At 59.2% G+C, this 18,954-nt stretch carries 18 protein-coding genes and 2 pseudogenes; 9 read left to right on the top strand and 11 right to left on the bottom strand.

Going from position 1 to position 18,954, the window contains the following annotated elements; all coding sequences use genetic code 11:
* Positions 1-99 precede the first annotated feature (99 nt).
* From WGT02_RS28600 to WGT02_RS28590, 3 genes are all read right to left on the bottom strand, one after another.
* Positions 100-1,476 (bottom strand): ISNCY family transposase, encoded by a 1,377-nt coding sequence (locus WGT02_RS28600; protein ID WP_208247849.1) that lies wholly within the window; start codon positions 1,474-1,476, stop codon positions 100-102.
* 185 nt (positions 1,477-1,661) lie between these two features.
* Positions 1,662-2,663 (bottom strand): IS30 family transposase, encoded by a 1,002-nt coding sequence (locus WGT02_RS28595; RefSeq protein WP_037069798.1) that lies wholly within the window; start codon positions 2,661-2,663, stop codon positions 1,662-1,664.
* Between the two features lie 313 nt (positions 2,664-2,976).
* Positions 2,977-3,375: a hypothetical protein gene (locus tag WGT02_RS28590; protein WP_225040183.1), complete on the bottom strand. Its 399-nt coding sequence runs from the start codon at positions 3,373-3,375 to the stop codon at positions 2,977-2,979.
* Between WGT02_RS28590 and WGT02_RS28585 the strand changes: the two genes are divergently transcribed.
* Complete coding sequence (locus tag WGT02_RS28585) at positions 3,325-3,525, top strand: hypothetical protein (protein ID WP_208247847.1); 201 nt, start codon at positions 3,325-3,327, stop codon at positions 3,523-3,525. The two genes, WGT02_RS28590 and WGT02_RS28585, sit on opposite strands and share 51 nt — an antisense overlap.
* 145 nt (positions 3,526-3,670) lie before the next feature.
* Here WGT02_RS28585 and WGT02_RS28580 read toward each other — a convergent pair whose 3' ends face one another.
* The 4 genes from WGT02_RS28580 to WGT02_RS28565 form a co-directional block, all read right to left on the bottom strand.
* On the bottom strand, positions 3,671-5,380 hold the full coding sequence (locus WGT02_RS28580; protein ID WP_208246114.1) for an IS66 family transposase: 1,710 nt from the start codon (positions 5,378-5,380) through the stop codon (positions 3,671-3,673).
* A 48-nt stretch (positions 5,381-5,428) separates the two neighbouring features.
* Positions 5,429-5,764, bottom strand: coding sequence for an IS66 family insertion sequence element accessory protein TnpB (tnpB, locus tag WGT02_RS28575; RefSeq protein ID WP_208246417.1), 336 nt, complete (start codon positions 5,762-5,764; stop codon positions 5,429-5,431).
* A gap of 11 nt (positions 5,765-5,775) precedes the next feature.
* Complete coding sequence (locus WGT02_RS28570) at positions 5,776-6,147, bottom strand: transposase (protein WP_208246116.1); 372 nt, start codon at positions 6,145-6,147, stop codon at positions 5,776-5,778.
* Between the two features lie 675 nt (positions 6,148-6,822).
* Positions 6,823-7,104: a hypothetical protein gene (locus WGT02_RS28565; RefSeq protein ID WP_208247844.1), complete on the bottom strand. Its 282-nt coding sequence runs from the start codon at positions 7,102-7,104 to the stop codon at positions 6,823-6,825.
* A 290-nt stretch (positions 7,105-7,394) separates the two neighbouring features.
* Here WGT02_RS28565 and WGT02_RS28560 point away from each other — a divergent pair, with 290 nt between their 5' ends.
* The 7 genes and pseudogenes from WGT02_RS28560 to WGT02_RS28530 form a co-directional block, all read left to right on the top strand.
* Positions 7,395-8,729, top strand: coding sequence for an ISNCY family transposase (locus WGT02_RS28560; protein ID WP_208246032.1), 1,335 nt, complete (start codon positions 7,395-7,397; stop codon positions 8,727-8,729).
* A gap of 306 nt (positions 8,730-9,035) precedes the next feature.
* Positions 9,036-9,224 carry a hypothetical protein gene (locus tag WGT02_RS28555; RefSeq protein WP_208247842.1) on the top strand — a complete coding sequence of 63 codons (189 nt, stop codon included), beginning with the start codon at positions 9,036-9,038 and terminating at the stop codon, positions 9,222-9,224.
* A gap of 87 nt (positions 9,225-9,311) precedes the next feature.
* Positions 9,312-9,613: pseudogene (locus tag WGT02_RS28550) on the top strand (UBP-type zinc finger domain-containing protein).
* A gap of 11 nt (positions 9,614-9,624) precedes the next feature.
* On the top strand, positions 9,625-10,278 hold the full coding sequence (locus WGT02_RS28545) for a hypothetical protein (RefSeq protein ID WP_208247840.1): 654 nt from the start codon (positions 9,625-9,627) through the stop codon (positions 10,276-10,278).
* Positions 10,279-10,483: 205 nt separating this feature from the next.
* The gene (istA, locus tag WGT02_RS28540; protein ID WP_208245170.1) at positions 10,484-11,956 is read left to right on the top strand and encodes an IS21 family transposase; all 1,473 of its coding nucleotides are present in this window, start codon (positions 10,484-10,486) and stop codon (positions 11,954-11,956) included.
* Positions 11,953-12,849: an IS21-like element helper ATPase IstB gene (gene istB / locus WGT02_RS28535; RefSeq protein ID WP_208245168.1), complete on the top strand. Its 897-nt coding sequence runs from the start codon at positions 11,953-11,955 to the stop codon at positions 12,847-12,849. Before istA ends, istB begins: the two co-directional genes overlap by 4 nt.
* Before the next feature lie 51 nt (positions 12,850-12,900).
* Positions 12,901-13,946: pseudogene (locus tag WGT02_RS28530) on the top strand (NAD(P)/FAD-dependent oxidoreductase); the annotation flags it as partial.
* Between the two features lie 50 nt (positions 13,947-13,996).
* On the opposite strand, the gene WGT02_RS28525 reads toward WGT02_RS28530, so the two are convergent.
* The 3 genes from WGT02_RS28525 to WGT02_RS28515 all read right to left on the bottom strand — a co-directional run bounded on the left by WGT02_RS28525 (position 13,997) and on the right by WGT02_RS28515 (position 17,305).
* The gene (locus WGT02_RS28525) at positions 13,997-14,434 is read right to left on the bottom strand and encodes a hypothetical protein (protein WP_208247838.1); all 438 of its coding nucleotides are present in this window, start codon (positions 14,432-14,434) and stop codon (positions 13,997-13,999) included.
* A 166-nt stretch (positions 14,435-14,600) separates the two neighbouring features.
* On the bottom strand, positions 14,601-16,109 hold the full coding sequence (locus WGT02_RS28520) for a mechanosensitive ion channel family protein (protein ID WP_208247836.1): 1,509 nt from the start codon (positions 16,107-16,109) through the stop codon (positions 14,601-14,603).
* On the bottom strand, positions 16,106-17,305 hold the full coding sequence (locus tag WGT02_RS28515; protein ID WP_208247834.1) for an adenylate/guanylate cyclase domain-containing protein: 1,200 nt from the start codon (positions 17,303-17,305) through the stop codon (positions 16,106-16,108). Before WGT02_RS28515 ends, WGT02_RS28520 begins: the two co-directional genes overlap by 4 nt.
* A 130-nt stretch (positions 17,306-17,435) precedes the next feature.
* On the opposite strand from WGT02_RS28515, the gene WGT02_RS28510 reads away from it, so the two are divergent.
* Entirely contained in the window at positions 17,436-18,191 is a 756-nt protein-coding gene (locus WGT02_RS28510) for an SDR family oxidoreductase (RefSeq protein ID WP_208247832.1), read from the top strand.
* Here WGT02_RS28510 and WGT02_RS28505 read toward each other — a convergent pair.
* Entirely contained in the window at positions 18,129-18,830 is a 702-nt protein-coding gene (locus WGT02_RS28505; RefSeq protein ID WP_208247829.1) for a carbon-nitrogen hydrolase family protein, read from the bottom strand. The genes WGT02_RS28510 and WGT02_RS28505 overlap by 63 nt on opposite strands.
* Positions 18,831-18,954 lie beyond the last annotated feature (124 nt).

The raw sequence follows: 18,954 nt of genomic DNA, 5'->3' as shown, positions 1-18,954 counted from the left end.
TCAGCCCCCGATCCGACCGGCTGGGCCGGGTTGAGAGGGAGGAGCGGGGGCGGGTGAGGCGCACCAACCGGCTTTAGCTTTGACAGTTGGAGCTGCCAGTCATTCCGCCGCATCGAGGTCAGAGAGCGCTTGTCGCCGGCGGGCAATGACGGCGGGGTCGTTCATGAAATCCGTCTTCCGACCCGGCTTGCCGCCCCGAGGCGTATAGCCGATCTTCTCGCTGTTGGTCTTCATAACAGGCGTTGGTCGCTGATCCTGACGCTCCTTGATATAGGCCAGCACATCACTCAGTCGCTTGTTCTCGGTGATCGCCGCATGCGTCACCCTCTGGTCCTTGTCGAACACCCGATAGGACAGCGAATGGCCTTTCCAGCGCACGTCGAGCCGGCCATCGGCATAGGCATAGGTCTCGACATAGCGACCGACGAGCCCGCGGGTGACATCATTCTCCTCCAGCATGATGCGCTGACGCTCGAACGAAATGGTCAGCTGTGCCGTGACATAGCGTTGCTCGCGCTTGCATAGAATGTCCTTGAGCCGGTCCGACGCAAGATTCACCGGCCGATGCAGATCATCAGGCCGGGAAGGGGCAACCGCAAACCGCGCATTGTAGCGCTCCATGAACCCCGCCAGGAAGGCATTGCCTCCATCCATGTCAAAGACCTCCGCCAGCCGCAGATCCTTGATCAAGCGGTCCTGCAACGTCCGGTTCATCCGCTCGACGCGGCCCTTCGCCTGGCTCGAATTTGCGCAAAGAATCTCGATGTTTAACTCTGAAAGCGCGCGGCCGAACTGGGTCATGCCCTGGCCACCCTTGGCATCCTTCTTCGCCACCCGAAACATCGAATGCTTATCGGAATAGAAGGCAACGGGAGCACCGTGATCCTTCAAATAAAGCTCTGGCGCCTCGAAGTAGCTGAACGCGCTTTCCGATCGTACGAAGCGCAACTGCATCAGCTTGCCCGTCGCATCGTCGATGAACACCAAGAGCGAACAGGGATCGCCGCGACCCTCGAACCAGCGATGCTCGGACCCGTCGATCTGCACCAGCTCGCCATAGGCTTCGCGGCGCAAGCGCGGTTGATGAAACGTGCGGCGCTGCTTGCGGGACAACCAGATTCCGGCCTCGGTCATCCATTGCCGCAACGTCTCGCGCGACACACGCAATCCATCGAGCTCGCCAAGCTTCTCGGCTGCCAGGGTTGGACCGAAATCCAGATAGCGCTCGCGGATCAGATCCAGCGCCGCATTGCGAAACTCCTCGCTGTGGCGCCGGTTGCTCGGCTGCGATCGCTTCTTCGAAACGAGGCCGGCTGGACCATCCCGGTCATAGGCCTGCAGCAACCTGTGGACCTGACTTCGACTGAGGTCGAGCTGCTTGGCAGCCTGGACAACGCTCAGGCGTTCATCACGGATCTTCTGGATGACTTCGAGGCGATGCAATTCTTTCTGCGACATGGTGATCATAAAGGACATGACGACTCCGACCGCTCATGGTCTCGACCAGGCTGAAGGTCGTCATCCTTGCTCCCAACGTTGGCATTGACCAGAACCTCGAGAGGCGAGACTGTCGCATCTCTAACTGGCCCAACTGTCGCATTACTAAATAGCCCTGGAGAAGCTAACCCAAGTGCATCATGCCTGTTTTGCAGGATAGGGGATCACCCATCTTCGCGCAAATGCGCCATAAACACCTCGGTTGGCGTCCTGTATCCGAGGCATTTGCGCGGTTGATCGTTGATATGGCGCGTCAGATGGAGAAGGTCGCGTTGCGACACAATTGCCAGATCTGTGGTACCTGGCAGGTAGCGTCGAATGCGCTTGTTGGTGTTCTCGACGGTCCCTTTTTGCCAAGGCGCACTTGGGTCGCAAAACCAACTGCACGCACCGATCCCTTCTTCCAAAGCCCTGAACCCGGCAAACTCGGTACCGCGATCAAAGGTGAAGCTCTGACGCGCGTAGGCCGGTAAGGGAGAAAACGCTTTGATGATCTTGTCCATGATCGGGCGCGAGTGCCGGCTCGGATTCTTGATGAGAACAGTATAGCGGCTCTTGCGCTCGACGAGGGAGGTGACATTGGCATGGCCGAGTGGACGTTCGAAGATGAGGAGGTCGCCCTCCCAATGCCCAAACTGCGATCTATCTCCAATAAAATCAGGCCGTTGGGATATGCGGTGCGTGGCTGGAAACGCACCGTCCCGCGGCTTCCTGGAGCGCAGTGGACGACGTTTGCGGCGCGCTTCTGGCAGATACTGATAGAGACCAAGCCCATAATCTTCCTTGCTGTAGATGAAGCGATAGATTGTCTCCTTGCAAACGCGAACACGACTGACGCCGTCCGACAGCAGGCGTCCGGCAATCTGTTCGGGGGACCAGCGAGCTTCCAACTGGTTGATGATCTCTGTTCGCAAATTCGGGTGACGCCGCAGCTTTTTCAGCCGGCGACGTCGGTCCTGCGCAATGTCGTTCGCAACCGTGCTGTAGTAGCCGTCGTAGTCCGGCAGTTCACGATCGCGAAACGTGTTGCGCTTGATCTCGCGGTAAATCGTCGAGCGATGACGGCCAAGCCGACGTGCCATCTCGCTTACCGGAACTTTTGCCGCCACCAAGTGATGCAGGCGTCGGCGATCGGCGAGGGTGATCTGCGTATAGCATCCAGACATGCCAAAATCTCCATAGTGAAGCCATTGTAATCATTGGCATGTCGCACTTGGAAATAGAATGTACCCCCTTACATTCATAAATCGGATAAGATAGATTATGGAACACCCGAGCGGTCTTGAACGTGGAGTGTGAAAAGCAACGTTGTATTTCCCACGGCAACGTCTGACTTCCGCAAAAGCAACCCGAAAATTCCTACGACGCATGCGGCTGTCTTCGAGGCCATTTCAGGCGCAAGTTGGTCGCAGATTTTGTGAGAGAAGTAATCAACCAGAGTGCGCCGCAGCTGGAGAGCGAGCCGATCGTTCTCTAAAGCTATTTCCGCCTAAATCCGAACAATTTCGTCGTAGCAACAAGTCGGTCCGAACACCCCAAGGCGTCGGCGATGTCGTGCAAGCGATCGATTGAGAAATCCGGGTTTGCGGTGCACCTTTGGAGGGCGTCGAAGAACGTCTGATCCGTGGCTCGAGCGGCGGCTGCTCTCACCCGGTTAAGTGGACTGAAAATGAATAGGTCGACGAGTGTTCGCTCCTTGTCGGTGACGCGGACATCGGTTCCAGCTAACCTCACACTGTCGATTCCGACCGTTAAAAAACTGGGATTCCGAGAGCTGATGGCATCGACACGCTCCGTGCAATCGCCCCCTATCTTAACTGACCCACCATGGCGACGTGGAACGAAAGCCTGTATCGATTCGGGTTGCTCGTTCGTCATTCCATGGAATTTGGCGGCGGTGAGAAGGCCGAGGGCTCCGTCTGGCACCGCCAGAGCGAAGCCAACCCACGGGAGGTCGCGGCTATCAATCTTGCCCTTGAGCGCGTAGTAGCCGAAGGCAGGCCGCACAACAATGCCGGCGACGACTAGCCGCCCGAGCGTTTCGTGTGGAATATTAGCGTCCACAAAACACGAAAGATGAAGCGCACCATCGGCTTGCGTGTATCCATACGCGGAAGGCCGCGGAATTGGCTCGCGCGCAGGCGCACTTGCTGATGTATGGTGAGGCTGTCGCTCAGGCGATGTACTGATCCTGGGCCTTTTCGGCCTCACGGAGCCTTTTCCACGTCCACGGGAGCAGTTCGTGCAGGCGGGAGACGGGAAGATCGGCGATGCGTGCGAACACATCGGCGAGCCATGCCTTTGGGTCGACGTCGTTGAGACGGCAGGTCGTGATGAAGGTGAGCATGATGGCGGCACGATCGGCCCCACGCTGGGAACCGGCGAAGGTCCAGTTGCGGCGCCCGAGGGCAATACCTCTCAGCGCGCGCTCGGCGGCATTGTTCGTGAGACAAATCCGGCCATCTTCCAGGAAACCGGCAAAACCATCCCATCGCTTCAGCATGTAGTCGATCGGCTCGATGACCTCGGAGGATCTGCTGAGCGTGGCGCGCTCCCGTTTCAGCCACTCGTGCATGTCATCGAACAGCGGCTTGCTCTTTTCCTGCCGCGCGGCCAGTCGTTCTTCGGCGCTCAATCCATTGATCTGGCGCTCGATCTCGAACAGCGCATCGTACCGTTGGACGGCCTCCAATGCGATCGGCGAGATCGGCTTGCCTCTGCGTTTGCGATCACGGGCACTTTTCTGGATGTCGGCCAGTTCAAAGAATTTACGCCGCGCATGCGCATGGCAAAAGGCAAAGGTGATCGGCACCGCTTTCTTCTCGGCGACACTGAGCGGCTCGAAGCCATTGTAGCAATCGCTCTGCAGAATGCCGCCATACCCGGCCAGGTGTTTCTGCGGGTGCTCACCACGCCGGTTACTCGACGCATAGTATATTGCCGCCGGCGGCGCCGCACCGCCGAAGGGCAGGTCATCGCATACGTAAGTCCATATGCGCCCGGTCGTGCATTTGTCTTTGGCCTGAATGGGAATGGTGGTGTCGTCGCCGTGAAGGCGCTCGGCCGCGAAGACATGCGCCTCGATCAGATCAAAGACCGGCATGAGCGCGGCTGTCCCAAACCCGACCTGGTCAGCCAGCGTCGAGGTCGAAAGCTCGATGCCCTCGCTTTTGAACCGGGTGCTCTGGCGGTTGAGAGGGCTATGCATTCCGAACTTGTCGAACAGGATCGTGGCCAGCAGATGAGGGCCGATGAAGCCGCGCGGCGTGGCATGGAACGGCGCCGGCGGCTGGCTGATCGACTCGCAGTCACGGCAGGTAAATTTCTCCCGCACCGTCTCGATCACTTTGAACCGGCGCGGAATCTCCTCCAGCGTCTCAGTGACGTCCTCGCCCAGTTTCGACAAACGCGATCCACCGCAACAGACACAAGCGGTGGGAGGATCGATGATCACACGTTGTCGCTCGATATCCTCCGGCCAGGGCTTTCGTACCGGCCGTTTGCGTGTAAACGAACGCACGCTCGATGTCCTGGCAGCCGCAGCCTGCGCCGCAATTTCATCCTCCGTCGCCGCCATCACCAGCTCTTCGAGCTGCAATTCCATCTGGTCGATCAGTCGCGCCGTGCGCTCAGATCTCTGGCCGCGCAGTTCGCGCTTCAGCTTTTCGATCGCCAGTTCCAGACGGGCAATCAGTGCCTCGCTGTCCGATAACATGGCCTGCGCATTGGCGGCTTGCGCCACCGCAATGTCCCGCTCGGCGACGACGGTGTCGCGCTCGGCAACAACGACATCGCGTTCAGCCTGTAACATCTCACGCTCGGAAAGCAGCGCCAGATAGGCGCTCGCAAGGTCCGCGGGAAGATCGGCAGGCTTCGAATTCATGAAGCCATTCGATCAGATTCTCCCTGTATTTTCAATGTAATAATGCTATCAGACCCGTGTCGGACGCCATGTTTCCTGCGGATTGCGCCAGTCGATCCCGGACAACAAATAAGACAGTTGTGCTGGAGAGATCGCAACCGCACCGCCCTCCAAATTCGGCCAGATGAACCGGCCTCGCTCCAGCCGCCGGGTAAAAAGGCAGGCACCCAAACCGTCATGCCAGATGATCTTCAAAATATCCGATCTGCGGCCCCTGAAGACGAAGAGATGCCCTGACAACGGATCATGCTTCAGAACCTCCTGCACCCGAAGCGCCAGAGAGGGGAAGCCACAGCGCATGTCCGTATACCCCGTCGAAAGCCAGACCTTGACGCCTGTTCCCATCGGAAACGGATTCACCGCAGCGTCTCCAGTCCGCGCATGATCTGAAGCAGCGCCTCAACGTCGACATCGCGGTCCACGATCACACGGCGACCATTCGAGCTGACAACCTCCATCCGGCCGGCGTTCGGCAATGACCCTGCTGCCGGCTCTATCTCTGGAACAAGCAGTGCTGGGATAAAGCCGCCGGCAGGTGACCCAACATCCAGTTGCCACGCTCGTGCGAGCCGCCGCCATTCATATAACTGCGAACGGGAAATCCCATGTCGCCGCGCCGTCGTCGCACACAAGCCAGGTTCCGAATAGCTCTCGGCGACAATCTGCAGCTTCATCTCTTTGCTGAAGCGTCGCCGCCGGCCGCTATCGACAATCTCAAGCCGTTCCATTCCGCACTGTCCTTTTTGACGTCAATAAGGACAGTCAGTGCCAAATCCGACAATTCCTACAAGGCGGCCCTGCTCGGATGCGTACGCTTGCGTGAGCATGTCAACAACTGAATCTGCGTGGGTCATACGCCAGATTGCCTCCGTCCAAGCGAATGGTCTTCCGGGAAGGCTCCTCCGAATCTACAAAAGTATGGCTGCGAGGTCGTTTGGCTATTCCCAATGCCGGAGGATCGCGAACTGGGGACTAAGGTCTAGCCAGCCGGCCGAGCATCATACCGATTGACCCTGCCCGTAGAGGTTTGCTCCAGACGCCGCGGCACGCGCCGGTGGATCGCCCTCCTCGCCTTGTGCGCGCCTTCAATTCACAGAAGCATTGTTCGATATCTGGACTTCAGCTCAGCCATCGCGGTAATGGAGCAATACAGATTGTTTCCGGCCGCACCTTACGCCGCCGCTTCGATATTCCTGGGTGTTACGCTTTCCCTTTTATTGCTCAGGGCTTCCTCCGCTGGATCGCCGCAATCGTCCTCACATTGTCATGGCTCGCCGGGGCATTCTCTGCTCCGCCACTACCGGACACCTTTTTCAGCCAGATCGCCTTGGCCGGCGGCTTTCTTCTCGTCGCGTGGGAACTTGCGCGGCTCGAGAGACGACTAGCGCTTGCCCACAGACTTCTTATTGGATGGTGTCGCCGTAGGGATTGCGGGACTTGTAGGCATGCATCAACAGGACGGCTTGCTCCATCAGCAGCTCCGCAGTTGCAAGATCGTCACGGGAAAGATCGCCCGCACATCCGCGGATGGTACACGCGACCGCCCTGGAATTTAGCGAAAATTGCCTGTCTCCGCTTTCCTCCGCCTCTTCCGCGAATGCCTCAAGCGCGTCAACGACGACCGCGACCATATTCGTCCGTTCGTCCATAGTCATCTCGGTGAGTGTTCTGCTGGGTTCGGCCATGGTTCTTCCTTTGCGCGGATTGCGGTCAAAGGCCGCTCGCCGCTACGTTTTCCAGGTTGAGTGGGTGTGCGTTCCTTCAAGATGTGGCCATGGCTCGACCTGCTCGCAAGGACAGTGTGATGCGCGGGGTGCAGGGCTGGTGCGCTAGCTAGTGCCCATCCACAAACGGTAAACCGCTGAAATTATTGTATGAATCGCGATATTGCCGCGGGCAAAGCCCGGCGGTTTCAGGTATACTTTAGATCAAGCGACTGATTCTAAAGACAAACCCGTAACCGCCGGAGCCGACAATGCGCCAAGAACGCACCGTCCAATCCAGTATATTCGATCTTTTTGCCGGGCACGAGATCGGCCGTGAATTGAAGGCGATGTCGCAATGGCTGGATGAGCATCGCGATCTGCTCGGGCTGGTGACGCGGGACCTGCGCCGGCATGGTCTCAAGGAGACCGGTCGCGAGGGGCTGCCGGCCGAGGCTGTGCTGCGCTGCGCGCTGCTCAAGCAGCATCGCCAGCTGAGTTATCAGGAACTGGCCTTCCATCTCGAAGACTCCGCCTCGTTCCGGGCCTTTGCCCGGCTGCCGTGGGGATGGAACCCGAAGAAGTCGGTCTTGCACAAGACGATCAGCGCGATCCGGGCGCAAACCTTTGAAGAGATCAACCGGGTGCTGCTGGCGAGCGCCAAGCGGGAGAAGCTGGAAAATGGCAAGGTCGTGCGTGTGGACAGCACCGTCACCGCGGCACTGATCCATGAGCCGAGCGACAGCAGCCTGTTATGGGACGCCGTGCGGGTGATGGTGCGACTGTTGCAGCAGGCCGAGGCACTGGGTAGCGCCATTCCATGGCACGACCATCGCCGCGCGGCAAAGAAGCGGGCTCGGGCGATCGAATATACCCGCGGCCGTCCCAAACGGGTGAAGCACTACCGCGCACTGCTCAAGATCACGCGCACGACCTTGAGTTATCTGCAGCAGGCGAGCGAACAGTTGCCCCAGACGGCGGGCCCGGCCGGCGAACTGTGGCAGGCCCAGCTCCGCCACTACCGGCCACTGATCGCACGGATCCTCGCCCAGACCGAACGGCGGGTCCTGGCCGGGCAGCCGGTCCCGGCCGGCGAGAAGCTGGTGAGCCTGTTCGAGCCGCATGCCGACATCATCGTCAAGGGCAGCCGCGACGTCGACTACGGCCACAAACTCAATCTGACGACCGGCAGAAGCGGACTGGTCCTCGACCTCGTCGTCGAAACCGGCAACCCGGCCGACAGCGAGCGCTTGCTGCCGATGCTGGAACGCCACATCGCCTTTTATGGCCAGGCGCCGCGTCAGTCGGCAGCCGACGGCGGCTATGCCAGCCGCGCCAATCTGCGCGGAGCCAAAGCCTGCGGCGTCCGCGACATGGCCTTCCACAAGAAGTCCGGCCTCCGCATCGAAGACATGGTCACAAGCCGCTGGGTCTATCGCAGGCTGCGCAACTTCCGCGCCGGCATCGAGGCCGGCATCTCTTGTCTGAAACGCGCTTATGGCTTGGGGCGCTGCACCTGGCGCGGCCTCGACCACTTTAAGGCTTATGTCTGGTCCTCGGTGGTCGCTTACAATCTCGCCCTCTTCGCCCGCCTCAGGCCGACCTGACGCTCCTGATCCGGTAGCGTTCAGAGCAAGCCCGGCGAGCGTCGGCCGATACCCCATGACCCCATTGCCGCCAGATCGCTCTTCGGGCCATAACCTGCGCGGTCTTGTGCCATCACGCGTCCCAAGAAACGATGTCAGCCGGCAAACAACCTTTCAAAACCGCAGAAAAACAGCCGTTTATGGACGGGCACTAGCTAAGCCCTTCTCTTTTATGAAGGACACCCCATCAATGAACTCAATGGCACCACAGCGAGCAATCATGAAACTTACCTTTCTTGATCGCGTTATGCGTGTGGAGGTGACGGTATGGACGATCACAAGCGCATGCCTATTCTGGTTTACGCGACGATCGGCGCGGTGTCGGGGTTTCTGGCTGCTGAGGCAGCATCGCTGGCAAAGGTCGGTGGATCGCTTCACCTTGGTCTTCTCCTCGTCCTTGCCATTGTTTTCACGCAGATCGGTATACGGACGATGCGGCAGTTTTGGATGAACTAGGTGCAGAAACACGATCATCCCTGAGTATAGGTCCCCCGCCGAAGGTTGTCGGCTATGGTCTTGGCATTGTCATCCGCGGAGCCACCCATGAAGAGCTGTCAACACACATCGACCATCAGATCGGTCACACCGAGAGCCTTGGGCTGCGAAGAATGCCTGAACGAGGGTCAGACGTGGTTTCACCTTCGCGTCTGCAGGGAGTGCGGACACGTCGGCTGCTGTGACCAGTCCGTCGGAAGACACGCGACCGCGCACTTCCATGAAACGGGCCACCCGATCATCGAAGGCTATGATCCCCCCGAAGGCTGGGCTGGTGCTACGTCGACGAAACCGTGGTTCCGTTGCCCGATCAGACGCCGCACCTCGGTCCAATTCCTCGTTATTACTGAGACCCGCCCCCATGACCCTAGACCCATCCCGCTACCACCAGATGTTCCCGGTTCTGACAAGCCAGCGGATCGACATGGCGCGGCGTTTCGCGAGTAGCGGCCCGCATGCCTTCGCGCCTGGCGAAATGGTTTCAGCAATAGGCGACCGCAATGTGCCCGCCTGGCTAATTCTGGAGGGTCAGCTGGATATATTCCGGCACGATGGTCTCGCCTCGGAAGCATCCATCGTCAGTCACGGAAAAGGCCACCTTTCCGGGGAAGTAAGCCAGCTGTCGGGCCGACCGTCCTTGGCTGGTGCTCGTGCTGGACCGGAAGGTTGTATCGCCGTGGCGTTCGACGCTGCCCATCTCAAGGCGCTGATCATCGGCTCCGCAGACGTGGGCGAGATCGTTATGGGCGCATATATCCTACGGCGGGTCGCGCTGATCGACAGCGGTAGCGGTGGGTCCGTTCTCGTTGGCAACTCGAGTGATAGTAGCCTGGTGCGTCTGCAAGGGTTTCTAACCCGGAACGGATACCCCCACATCGTTCTCAATGCCGCGACAGACCCTGAGGCTTTGGCCCTGATCGAACGGTTCGGCATTGTTCCGGTCGACCTTCCTCTTATGGTTTGCCCAAACGGCAATGTCCTCAAGCATCCGAGTGCGCGGCGACAAACAAGGTGAGACTCAGCGTCAATCAGGATGAGACTCGGCGGCGGGGGTGTGACGAAGGGAGGGCGTAGCCCGACTGGAGTTACACCCCCGCCGCGGCGCAATTTTTCGGCGTCTCATGATCGCGGTTGGCCCGGTAGCGTCGGTGATTTTCTGAGAATGGAGAATCACCTTTGTGCCGGGTCGCCATGTAACCGATCATCAGACGAGGCTTTTTATGAAGTACCGACAAAACAACCCCATTGAGGTCGCTGCCGCCAAGGCGTCGATCAGCCGGGCGACGGCTTACCGCATCGAGAAGGATGCGCGTCTTCCATCGCAGACCAAGCCGCCGCGCGACCGGCGTCGCCCCGATCCCCTTGAGCACATCTTCGACGCCGAGGTTGTTCCGCTCCTCAAGGCCGCGCCCGGCATCCGAGCGGTCGCCGTTTACAACGAGATGCTGCGGCGTCATCCAGAGCTGTCAGAAGGTGTTCGCCGTACGATTGAGCGTCGTATCCGATCATGGCGGGCTGTTCACGGTCAGGAGCAGGAAGTGATCTTCCGTCAGATGCACGAACCCGGTCGGTTAGGACTGTCGGATTTTACCGACATGGGCAGCCTCGGCGTGACGATCGCCGGCCAATCGCTCGATCATCTGCTTTATCACTTCCGGCTGGTCTGGTCGGGCTTCGAGCATGCCCATGTCATCCTGGGTGGAGAGAGCTTCGTCGCTCTGGCCGAGGGGCTGCAGAACGCCCTGTGGTCGGTTGGCGGTTCGCCGCTCTATCATCGCAGCGACAGCTTATCGGCCGCCTTCCGCAACCTCGATGCCGACGCCAAGGTCGATCTGACGCATCGCTACGACGAACTGTGCGCCCATTATCGCATGACGCCGACGCGCAACAACAAGGGCGTCGCGCACGAGAACGGCTCGATCGAAAGTTCCCACGGCCATCTCAAGAATGCGATCCGCGATGCTCTGCTGATGCGCGGAACCAGGGACTTTGGCGACCTCGGATCCTATCGCGCCTTCATCGATGAGATCGTCAGCCGCCGCAATGCCGCACATGGCAAGCGCATCGATGCCGAGCGCACGCATCTGCAAGCTCTTCCCGATCGTCGCACCACCGACTTCGAAGAGGTCATCGTCACCGTATCGAGCACCGGCGGCTTCGCCTTGCGCAAGGTCTTCTACACCGTGCCTTCCCGTCTGATTGGCCACCGGCTGCGGGTGCGTCTGTTCGACGATCGCCTCGACGTCTTCATCGGCGGCACGCATCTGCTGACATTACCCCGAGGCCGCGCCCATGCGAGTGGCAAGCACGATCAAGTCGTCAACTATCATCACGTCATTCATTCCCTGCGCAAAAAGCCGATGGCGCTTTTGGGGCTCGTCTATCGCGACAAGCTCTTCCCCAGGCCGGAATATCGCAGGACTTTCGACGCGCTCATCGAGCAACTGCCCGAGCGGCAGGCTTGCAAGATCACCGTGGAACTGCTTGCCTTGGCTCACGATCGCAGTTGCGAGCGTGAACTGGCCGAGGAGCTTGCCAAAACGCTCGACGCCCACAAACTGCCTGATCTGGCGGCTTTGAGAGCGGTCTTCAGCCCGGACCCGGATCAGTTGCCGATCGTTCATGTGCAACTCGCGTCGCTCAATGGTTATGAAGCCCTGATCGGCACGGCCTATGCGGGAGAGGTCGCATGAAGAGCAACATCCACACAGTCGATGAAGCCCGCCTCGGCATCATGCTCAACGAACTGAGGCTGCCGACGATCAAGACGTTCTGGCACCAATTTGCCGAGCAGGCCGATCGGGAAGGATGGCCTGCTGCCCGTTTCCTCTCGGCCATCGCCGAGCATGAATTGGCCGAACGCGCCCATCGCAGGATCGAAAGACACCTCGCCGAGGCCCACCTGCCACCCGGAAAGACGCTCGACAGCTTCGCCTTCGACGCTGTTCCCATGGTCTCCAAGGCCCAGGTCATGGCGATTGCAGCCGGCGATAGCTGGCTCGCCAAAGGCGCCAATATCCTGATGTTCGGTCCGCCCGGCGGCGGAAAGAGCCATCTCGCCGCAGCCGTCGGCCTCGCGCTAATCGAGAACGGCTGGCGCGTGCTCTTCACCCGCACGACCGATCTCGTCCAGAAGCTTCAGGTCGCGCGGAGGGAGCTTCAGCTCGAAGCCGCCATCGCAAAGCTCGACAAGTTCGATCTTCTCATCCTCGACGACCTGGCCTACGTCACCAAGGACCAGGCCGAAACGAGCGTGCTCTTCGAACTCATCTCCGCAAGATATGAGCGGCGTTCCATCATGATCACCGCCAATCAGCCCTTCGGAGAATGGAACCGCGTCTTTCCAGACCCGGCCATGACGCTTGCCGCGGTGGACCGACTTGTCCATCACGCAACAATCTTCGAGATGAATGTCGAAAGCTACCGGCGGCGTTCGGCCATGGAAGCCAAACGCCAGCGCGGCAGACCCGCCTCATTCGCGACAATCAAAAGCTCTTCCCAGCTTGTCGCGGAGCGGCAATCAGAACACGATGAAACTCTTGCCAGCGACAATCAACATGATAACTTCGCTCCAACCGCGACATAAGAATCTCATCCAGATTGTCGCTCGCGTCTCATCCTGATCGTCGCGCTATATCCGAGCGATGTGGAAGCGGCCGCTTGCCTGGGCATCTCGCCCGTGCTTGATCCGGACAAGGTTTACGACGTCGCGATAGTCGGCGCGGGGCCGTCGGGTTTGGCCGCGGCCGTCTACGCTTCCTCGGAGGGCCTCAGCGTCATCGTGATCGACGAACGCGCTATTGGCGGCCAAGCCGGAAGTTCCTCCCGGATCGAAAACTACCTCGGGTTTCCGACAGGTATCTCAGGACAGGCTTTGGCTGGTCGTGCTTTCAACCAAGCCCTCAAGTTCGGCGCTGAAATAGCGCTTCCCATGGAGATATTGGGATTGACGGCTCCCAGGGCCGGAAGCCCGAAATCAGAGCCTTTAGCTCTCCATCTAAAGGGACAAGACGTCCTGGCGCGGACGGTGGTCCTCGCTACTGGCGCGAAGTATCGGCGGCCGAGGATCGAGAACATCTCGGCGTTCGAAGGGTCCGGGGTTTCGTATTGGGCCACGGCCATCGAGGCCAGACTTTGCGAGAACGAGGAAGTCGCTCTCGTCGGCGGAGGCAACTCCGCGGGCCAAGCGGTGGTTTTCCTCGCGCCCCGCGTCAAGCGCCTTCACCTCGTGGTGCGACATGATTTGTCAGAAACCATGTCTCGTTATCTGATCGACAGGATATCCACCCTACCGAACGTCGAACTCCATGTCGGATGCGAGATCACGTTGAGGATAGCCAAGCCGTCCTCCGGGCCACGATGGAAGATCTGACAGAAAAGACGAGACGCCTCTTGAGGCTCAGGCGCGTTTTCATGTTCATAGGAGCGGACCCCAACACGTCTTGGCTTCCGGCGGCCATCGCGGTCGACGACAAGGGTTTTGTCAGAACTGGAGCGCCATTCGACGTGGAATTGGCGGCCAGTGTGGGACGTCCGTCCATGCCGCTGGAAACAAGCGTTCCCAATGTCTTCGCGATCGGTGACGTGCGTGCGGGATCGACCAAACGTGTTGCCGCGGCCGTCGGTGAAGGCGCTGCTGTTGTAAGCGCGATACACGAGGCGCTCAGAATTCTATCGGCATAGTACCGAAAGTTTCGGGAGCGACGAGGCCGGCCATTCCCGAACCGCGCGAGCTACGGAGCAAGTCGCCGCTTCTCTTCCCAGCGACGATATTGGTCCGCTATCATCTGGCGGCGCTCTTCTTTTCGTTCTGCCTCCCCGTGTAGGCTGGCCACCGGGTCTTTATTCGCAGCTTTTCTTCCGCGGCGTTTTGTCTTTGGCTTCTTGGGCTTGAGGGCTCTGACAGGACCGGGGCTGCGATGATAGTGCCATTCGACGTTTCCTGGCTCAAAACCCGTCTCTTTATCTTTGCACCCGAGGAAGCGACGACCTGCACTGCTGGGCGTGATGTCGATCATGTCGTCGTAGAAGCTCTCGAAGCCCGAACGCCAGCGGGCGCAAACGGGATCGGCGGATGCCAAGATGGCGAGGTATTGTTGTCGTAAAAAGGCGCGCTTGTCCATGCGCGGAATGTATCGGTAGCCTCGGAACTTTTCAAGAACATCCAGCATCCGCCAGTTCCCACAAGCCAAGGATGTCCGGGCTCTGGTTCGGCCTGCGGCACGACGGCTCCAAAGAGACATTCTGTGCATCAGCCTCCACCGCTGTGGCGAACGGACTATTGAGGGTAGTTGGTGCAGCCGGTCGGGCATGCGAAAAACCTGGTGGAGGTCATCGTCACAAGTGAAACAGATTCCTGATCTTCGCAGACAACGAGTTGGTCTGCTGCGTGGTCGAGAAGCGATTGGCGTCGTGAAGCTGCTCTTCGGCTTTCGTCCGAGCAGATAGAAGAGCAGCAAGTTCGTCGGCCATCGCCGGCCGCTCCCGCATGATGTCAGCGAAACGCTGTTTGGGAATCTCATAGACAACGGAAGGCGTAAGGGCTCGAATGTCCCCTGGTTCTAGGGCTCCCATCAAAACACCTCGCTCACCGAAGATGTCTCCAGGCGCGAGGCGCTCAAGCTCAGAGACGCGGCCTTCGTCCAACTCCTCGATGGCCATCACTCCGCTTCGAAGTATCATTAGCGATGTAAGTGCAGTTCCCCTGTGGGCCACGACATCGTTTTTCTTATATGTGAGCCGGTTCATCGTACCGACGAGATCGTCCTTTTCCTCGGCTGTCAGGGCGGAGAATAGCTGGATGGCGTCCATCAGGCGTCGGGACGACGTCTGCCGCTTGGCACTGCCATCCGTGGACTCTGACATCTGGACCACGTTCACCGACCCGGAGGCATCGGCGAGTTGTAACCCTGCCGCTTCGACATGACGGAAAACCAGGTCGTATAACTCGTTGCGTGCCGCAGACACCCGGCCCAGGTCCGACACCCTGAAGGACAGCTCGATCTCCAGGGATGAGCGATCCATCGCTATTATGTTGGCGGAAGGGGCCGGAGTCTTCATAGTCAAATTGCTGCTGAGGAGTACCCGCTCCATAGCTTCCAGGATGATCGCGGGCGGCTTGCTCGGATGAAGCCGGACGACGAGGGTCGCGCCGTGTGATTTGTCCGGTCCGCTGATGTTCGTGATCCGGCTTTTAGCCAGAACGCTGTTCGGGACGACTACGAGGTCATTGGTTCCACTAAGCAGTTCCGTAGATCGCCAGTTCGTCTCGACCACACGGCCCTGCGTGGTATCGTCGATGACAATCCAGTCGCCGACGGAAAGCGGGCGACCCAAGTTCAGGGCGATGCCAGAGAAGACGTCGTTCAGCGTGCTCTGCAGGGCGAGACCGAGGATAATCGCGAACGCACCGGATGTCGCGATGATCGTCCCGACCGGCAGACTGAACACGTAGGCGACCACACTGAGCGCCGCGCCTACATAGATCAGGCCGACAACCAGGTCTTGAAGAAGTCGACCTTCCTTTGGCTTGCGCTCGAAAATCAGGAAGGTCCGGACGAGGCTGGCAAGCATCATTGCGCCTCCCACCCACCAGATCGCCTTGAGGATACCCGAGGCGATCCGGTCGGAGACGCTGTCCGGCGACACGTCCGGGAGATAGGGCGGGATGCGGTGATAGAGCAGGAGCGCAGTAAGGGCCGCGAAGAACAAGAGGTTGGCGGCGAGCTTGCCGGAGCCGCTCTCGCCCGTCAGAACACTGGCGAGCATTCTTAACAACACCAAAATAGCGAACTGGGGAATCGGTTCGCTGAGCAGCGCTGTGATGTATCCCGTGCCTTCGATCATGTCTGGGGGTCCTCAGTTCCACTAAGGGCAAAGACTTCGAGCGGTTGGTCCTGTCCCCGCAGCTCATGTTTGCCAATCGACCTAAAAGAACCATCCGACCCGTCGATCGAATTTACGAATTCGGCTGAGATAAGTACGGGATGGCTAGTTTTCTTCGTAAGCGACTCGAGCCGTGCAGCCAGGTTGACGGCGGGTCCGATGACTGTAAAATCCAGCCTGTGCTCGGAGCCAATGTTGCCGTACATGACATCGCCCAGATGAACCCCTACCCCATAGCGAAGAACGGGTCGCCCGGCGGCCTGATTGCCTCGGTTCAACAAAGCCATGCCGCGAGCGGACTCCCGCACAGCAGCGATCAGGTTTTTCCGGGCGTCAGGGCTTGTGAGTGGGAAGATGGCGAGCATTCCATCCCCCATGAATTTGAGGATTTCGCCACCATGTTGTTCGACCGGCCTGCATAGTACGTCGAAGTAGGCGTTCAGCATCTCGATCACGTCATCGCGGGGCCAGAGATTTGAGAGTGTCGAAAAGTCCCTGAGGTCGCAAACCATGATTGCGGCTTCGATGGTTGCCCCGCTTCCGCGCGTTATCGAGCCTGCGAGTATCTGCTCGGCCGCCCGCGGGCCCACGTACGTCTGTAATAGCGTGCGTGCGAGAACGTTCTTAGTCCTCACCTCGCTCAGCATGGCCAAGGGAGCCACCAACTTCTTGAGATAACGAACGTCCCGCTTATCGAAGCCACCAGGATTTTTAGTGGCGAAGCTGACCATGTGGCGTTTCCCGAGGGTGTGTTTCAGTGGCCAAGCTAGATATTCGGTAAAGCCTTCCGCGGTAAGTGTCTGGTAGACTTCGTAAGCGTGATCGTCCCCGGGGACGAGCTTCATGATGACTTCTTCGACGCCATTGAAGATTTCGTTCGCGGGGCTCATCAGGTACTGGGGAGCGCTGTCGATCCCGTGGTCGAAGCGGTTGATGACCGCTTCCTTCATCCCGGGTTTCCACAGCACCCGTGCGCCCAGCCACTGAGGATGCTGCAGACGGAAATGCATCGTCCCGCGTTCTACGGGGATGCCGGCTTCAAGTAAGCGGTCACAAAGCTGTACGAAAAGGTTGTCGGTGAACCGTTCTTGCCAGGCATCTTCCATCAGCCACTTGAAGATGCGATTTCGAACCTGCACGGAAGCGTTCACCACCATTTCAGTACTTCCACACGGCCGTAGCGATTAGTGACGTCACGGCACAAATATCCGGATGGCGAACCAAATTATCAAGGAAGGGACGACGCTGTACTTTGTGAGCAGTCACTGAGATAGAGGAATGCGTCACATGTTTGTGGAAACTGCACCCCAAAACTTCTTCCCGATTTACGACCTCGGAGGACAAACCGTCGTCGTCTTTGGCGGGACGTCCGGAATAGGACTTGCTACCGCGGCCCAGGCCAAGGCAGCTGGCGCGGCTGTCATCGTCATCGGTTCCAACGAGGAGCGCGCTAAAACAGTAGCTAGCGAATACTCGTTCGATGGCTGGAGAGCGACAGACGTAACCAAAGAAGGCACGATCGCCCAAGCCTTGAGCGACATTCCGTCCGTCAACCATCTCATCATGTTCGCGGGAACCGTGGTTGCCGGGAAGGTGTTGGAAGCCGATGTCAATCATTTGCAAAAAGCTTTCGACGAGCGGCTGTGGTCGACCGTGGAAGCCATCAAAGCGCTCGGATCGCGCCTCGAGATCGACGGATCGATCACATTGATCTCGGGACGTTTGGCCGATCGTCCGACGGCTGGCGGCACGGCCGTGCTCGCTGCGGCTTCGGCGGCAATGGAGGCACTCGCACGAGGATTGGCGCTCGAGCTTGCCCCCGTGAGAGTGAACGTGCTGGCACCGGGCTCAGTCGAAACGCCGCTGATGGACAAGTCTTTTGGAGCTAAGCGCGACGAGGTCGTGGCGTCTATGAAGAAGGCGTCGTTGCTCGGACGCTTGGGCGCGCCCTCGGATGCCGCTTCAGCTACTATGCTTCTTCTAACCAATGGTTGGATCAACTGCGAGGTGCTCCATCTGGACGGCGGGGCTCGTCTTTCGTGATCCAGGGGCATCGGTTTCGGTGGTGCGAACGTATACCGGGTACCGCGCCTTCGACGCACTGGACAGAGTTTTGTCGAGATCAACACGGATTGCCGGGACCTCCCGGGTAGTCATCCCGATTTCGTTGCCATCGCTATCGACAATGATGCCGCCGCCGCCGAAACGTGGGGATGCTGCATCATGTTGGCCGATGCGATTTGAGCTTACAACGTAGGAACCGCTGACGATCGCGGCCATGGTTGCCGCGGTTCGCCAGTAGCGGTGATCGGTCCCCGTTGCCCGGGGAACCGCGATCAGGTCTGCACCAAGCTTACCGAGCCAACGCGCTTTTTCGGTGAACATCAGCTCGGTACACAGCAAGACGCCGACAGATACCCCGGCCACGTCGGCAACCTCGAAGCCTTCGCGCTCGGTTTCGAACCAAGCCTGCTCTTGCCATCCGTTCTCCGCCGGAAAGTAATGTTTCTGATGAAGGAATTCGTACCGCCCATCCACCAGCGCGAAAGCTTCGTTCACCAGCCTGGAACCCGAAAGAACGGGACGGGACGAAATCACGGCCCGGACGGGCAAGCGCGCCAGGGCGTCGAGGGCTTTTTCATGGAGGTTCGCCCACTCCCTCGCCCGGTCGGCATTGAACATGTGACGCGTTGGATGCCAGCGGCCGAACGGCATTTCGTTGGTTACGAGAATATCCTGACTGGCAGACTTGAGAGGCTTGATCGCGTGGGACCAAGCCTCGCCCTCCGGCGTCAGTCCCTCAGGC

This window comes from Rhizobium sp. T1470 (genome assembly GCF_042140505.1).
GTDB classification, from domain to species: domain Bacteria; phylum Pseudomonadota; class Alphaproteobacteria; order Rhizobiales; family Rhizobiaceae; genus Rhizobium; species Rhizobium favelukesii.
The sequence above is the reverse complement of the archived record's forward strand: the minus strand, read 5'-3'. Positions and strand labels throughout refer to the sequence as shown.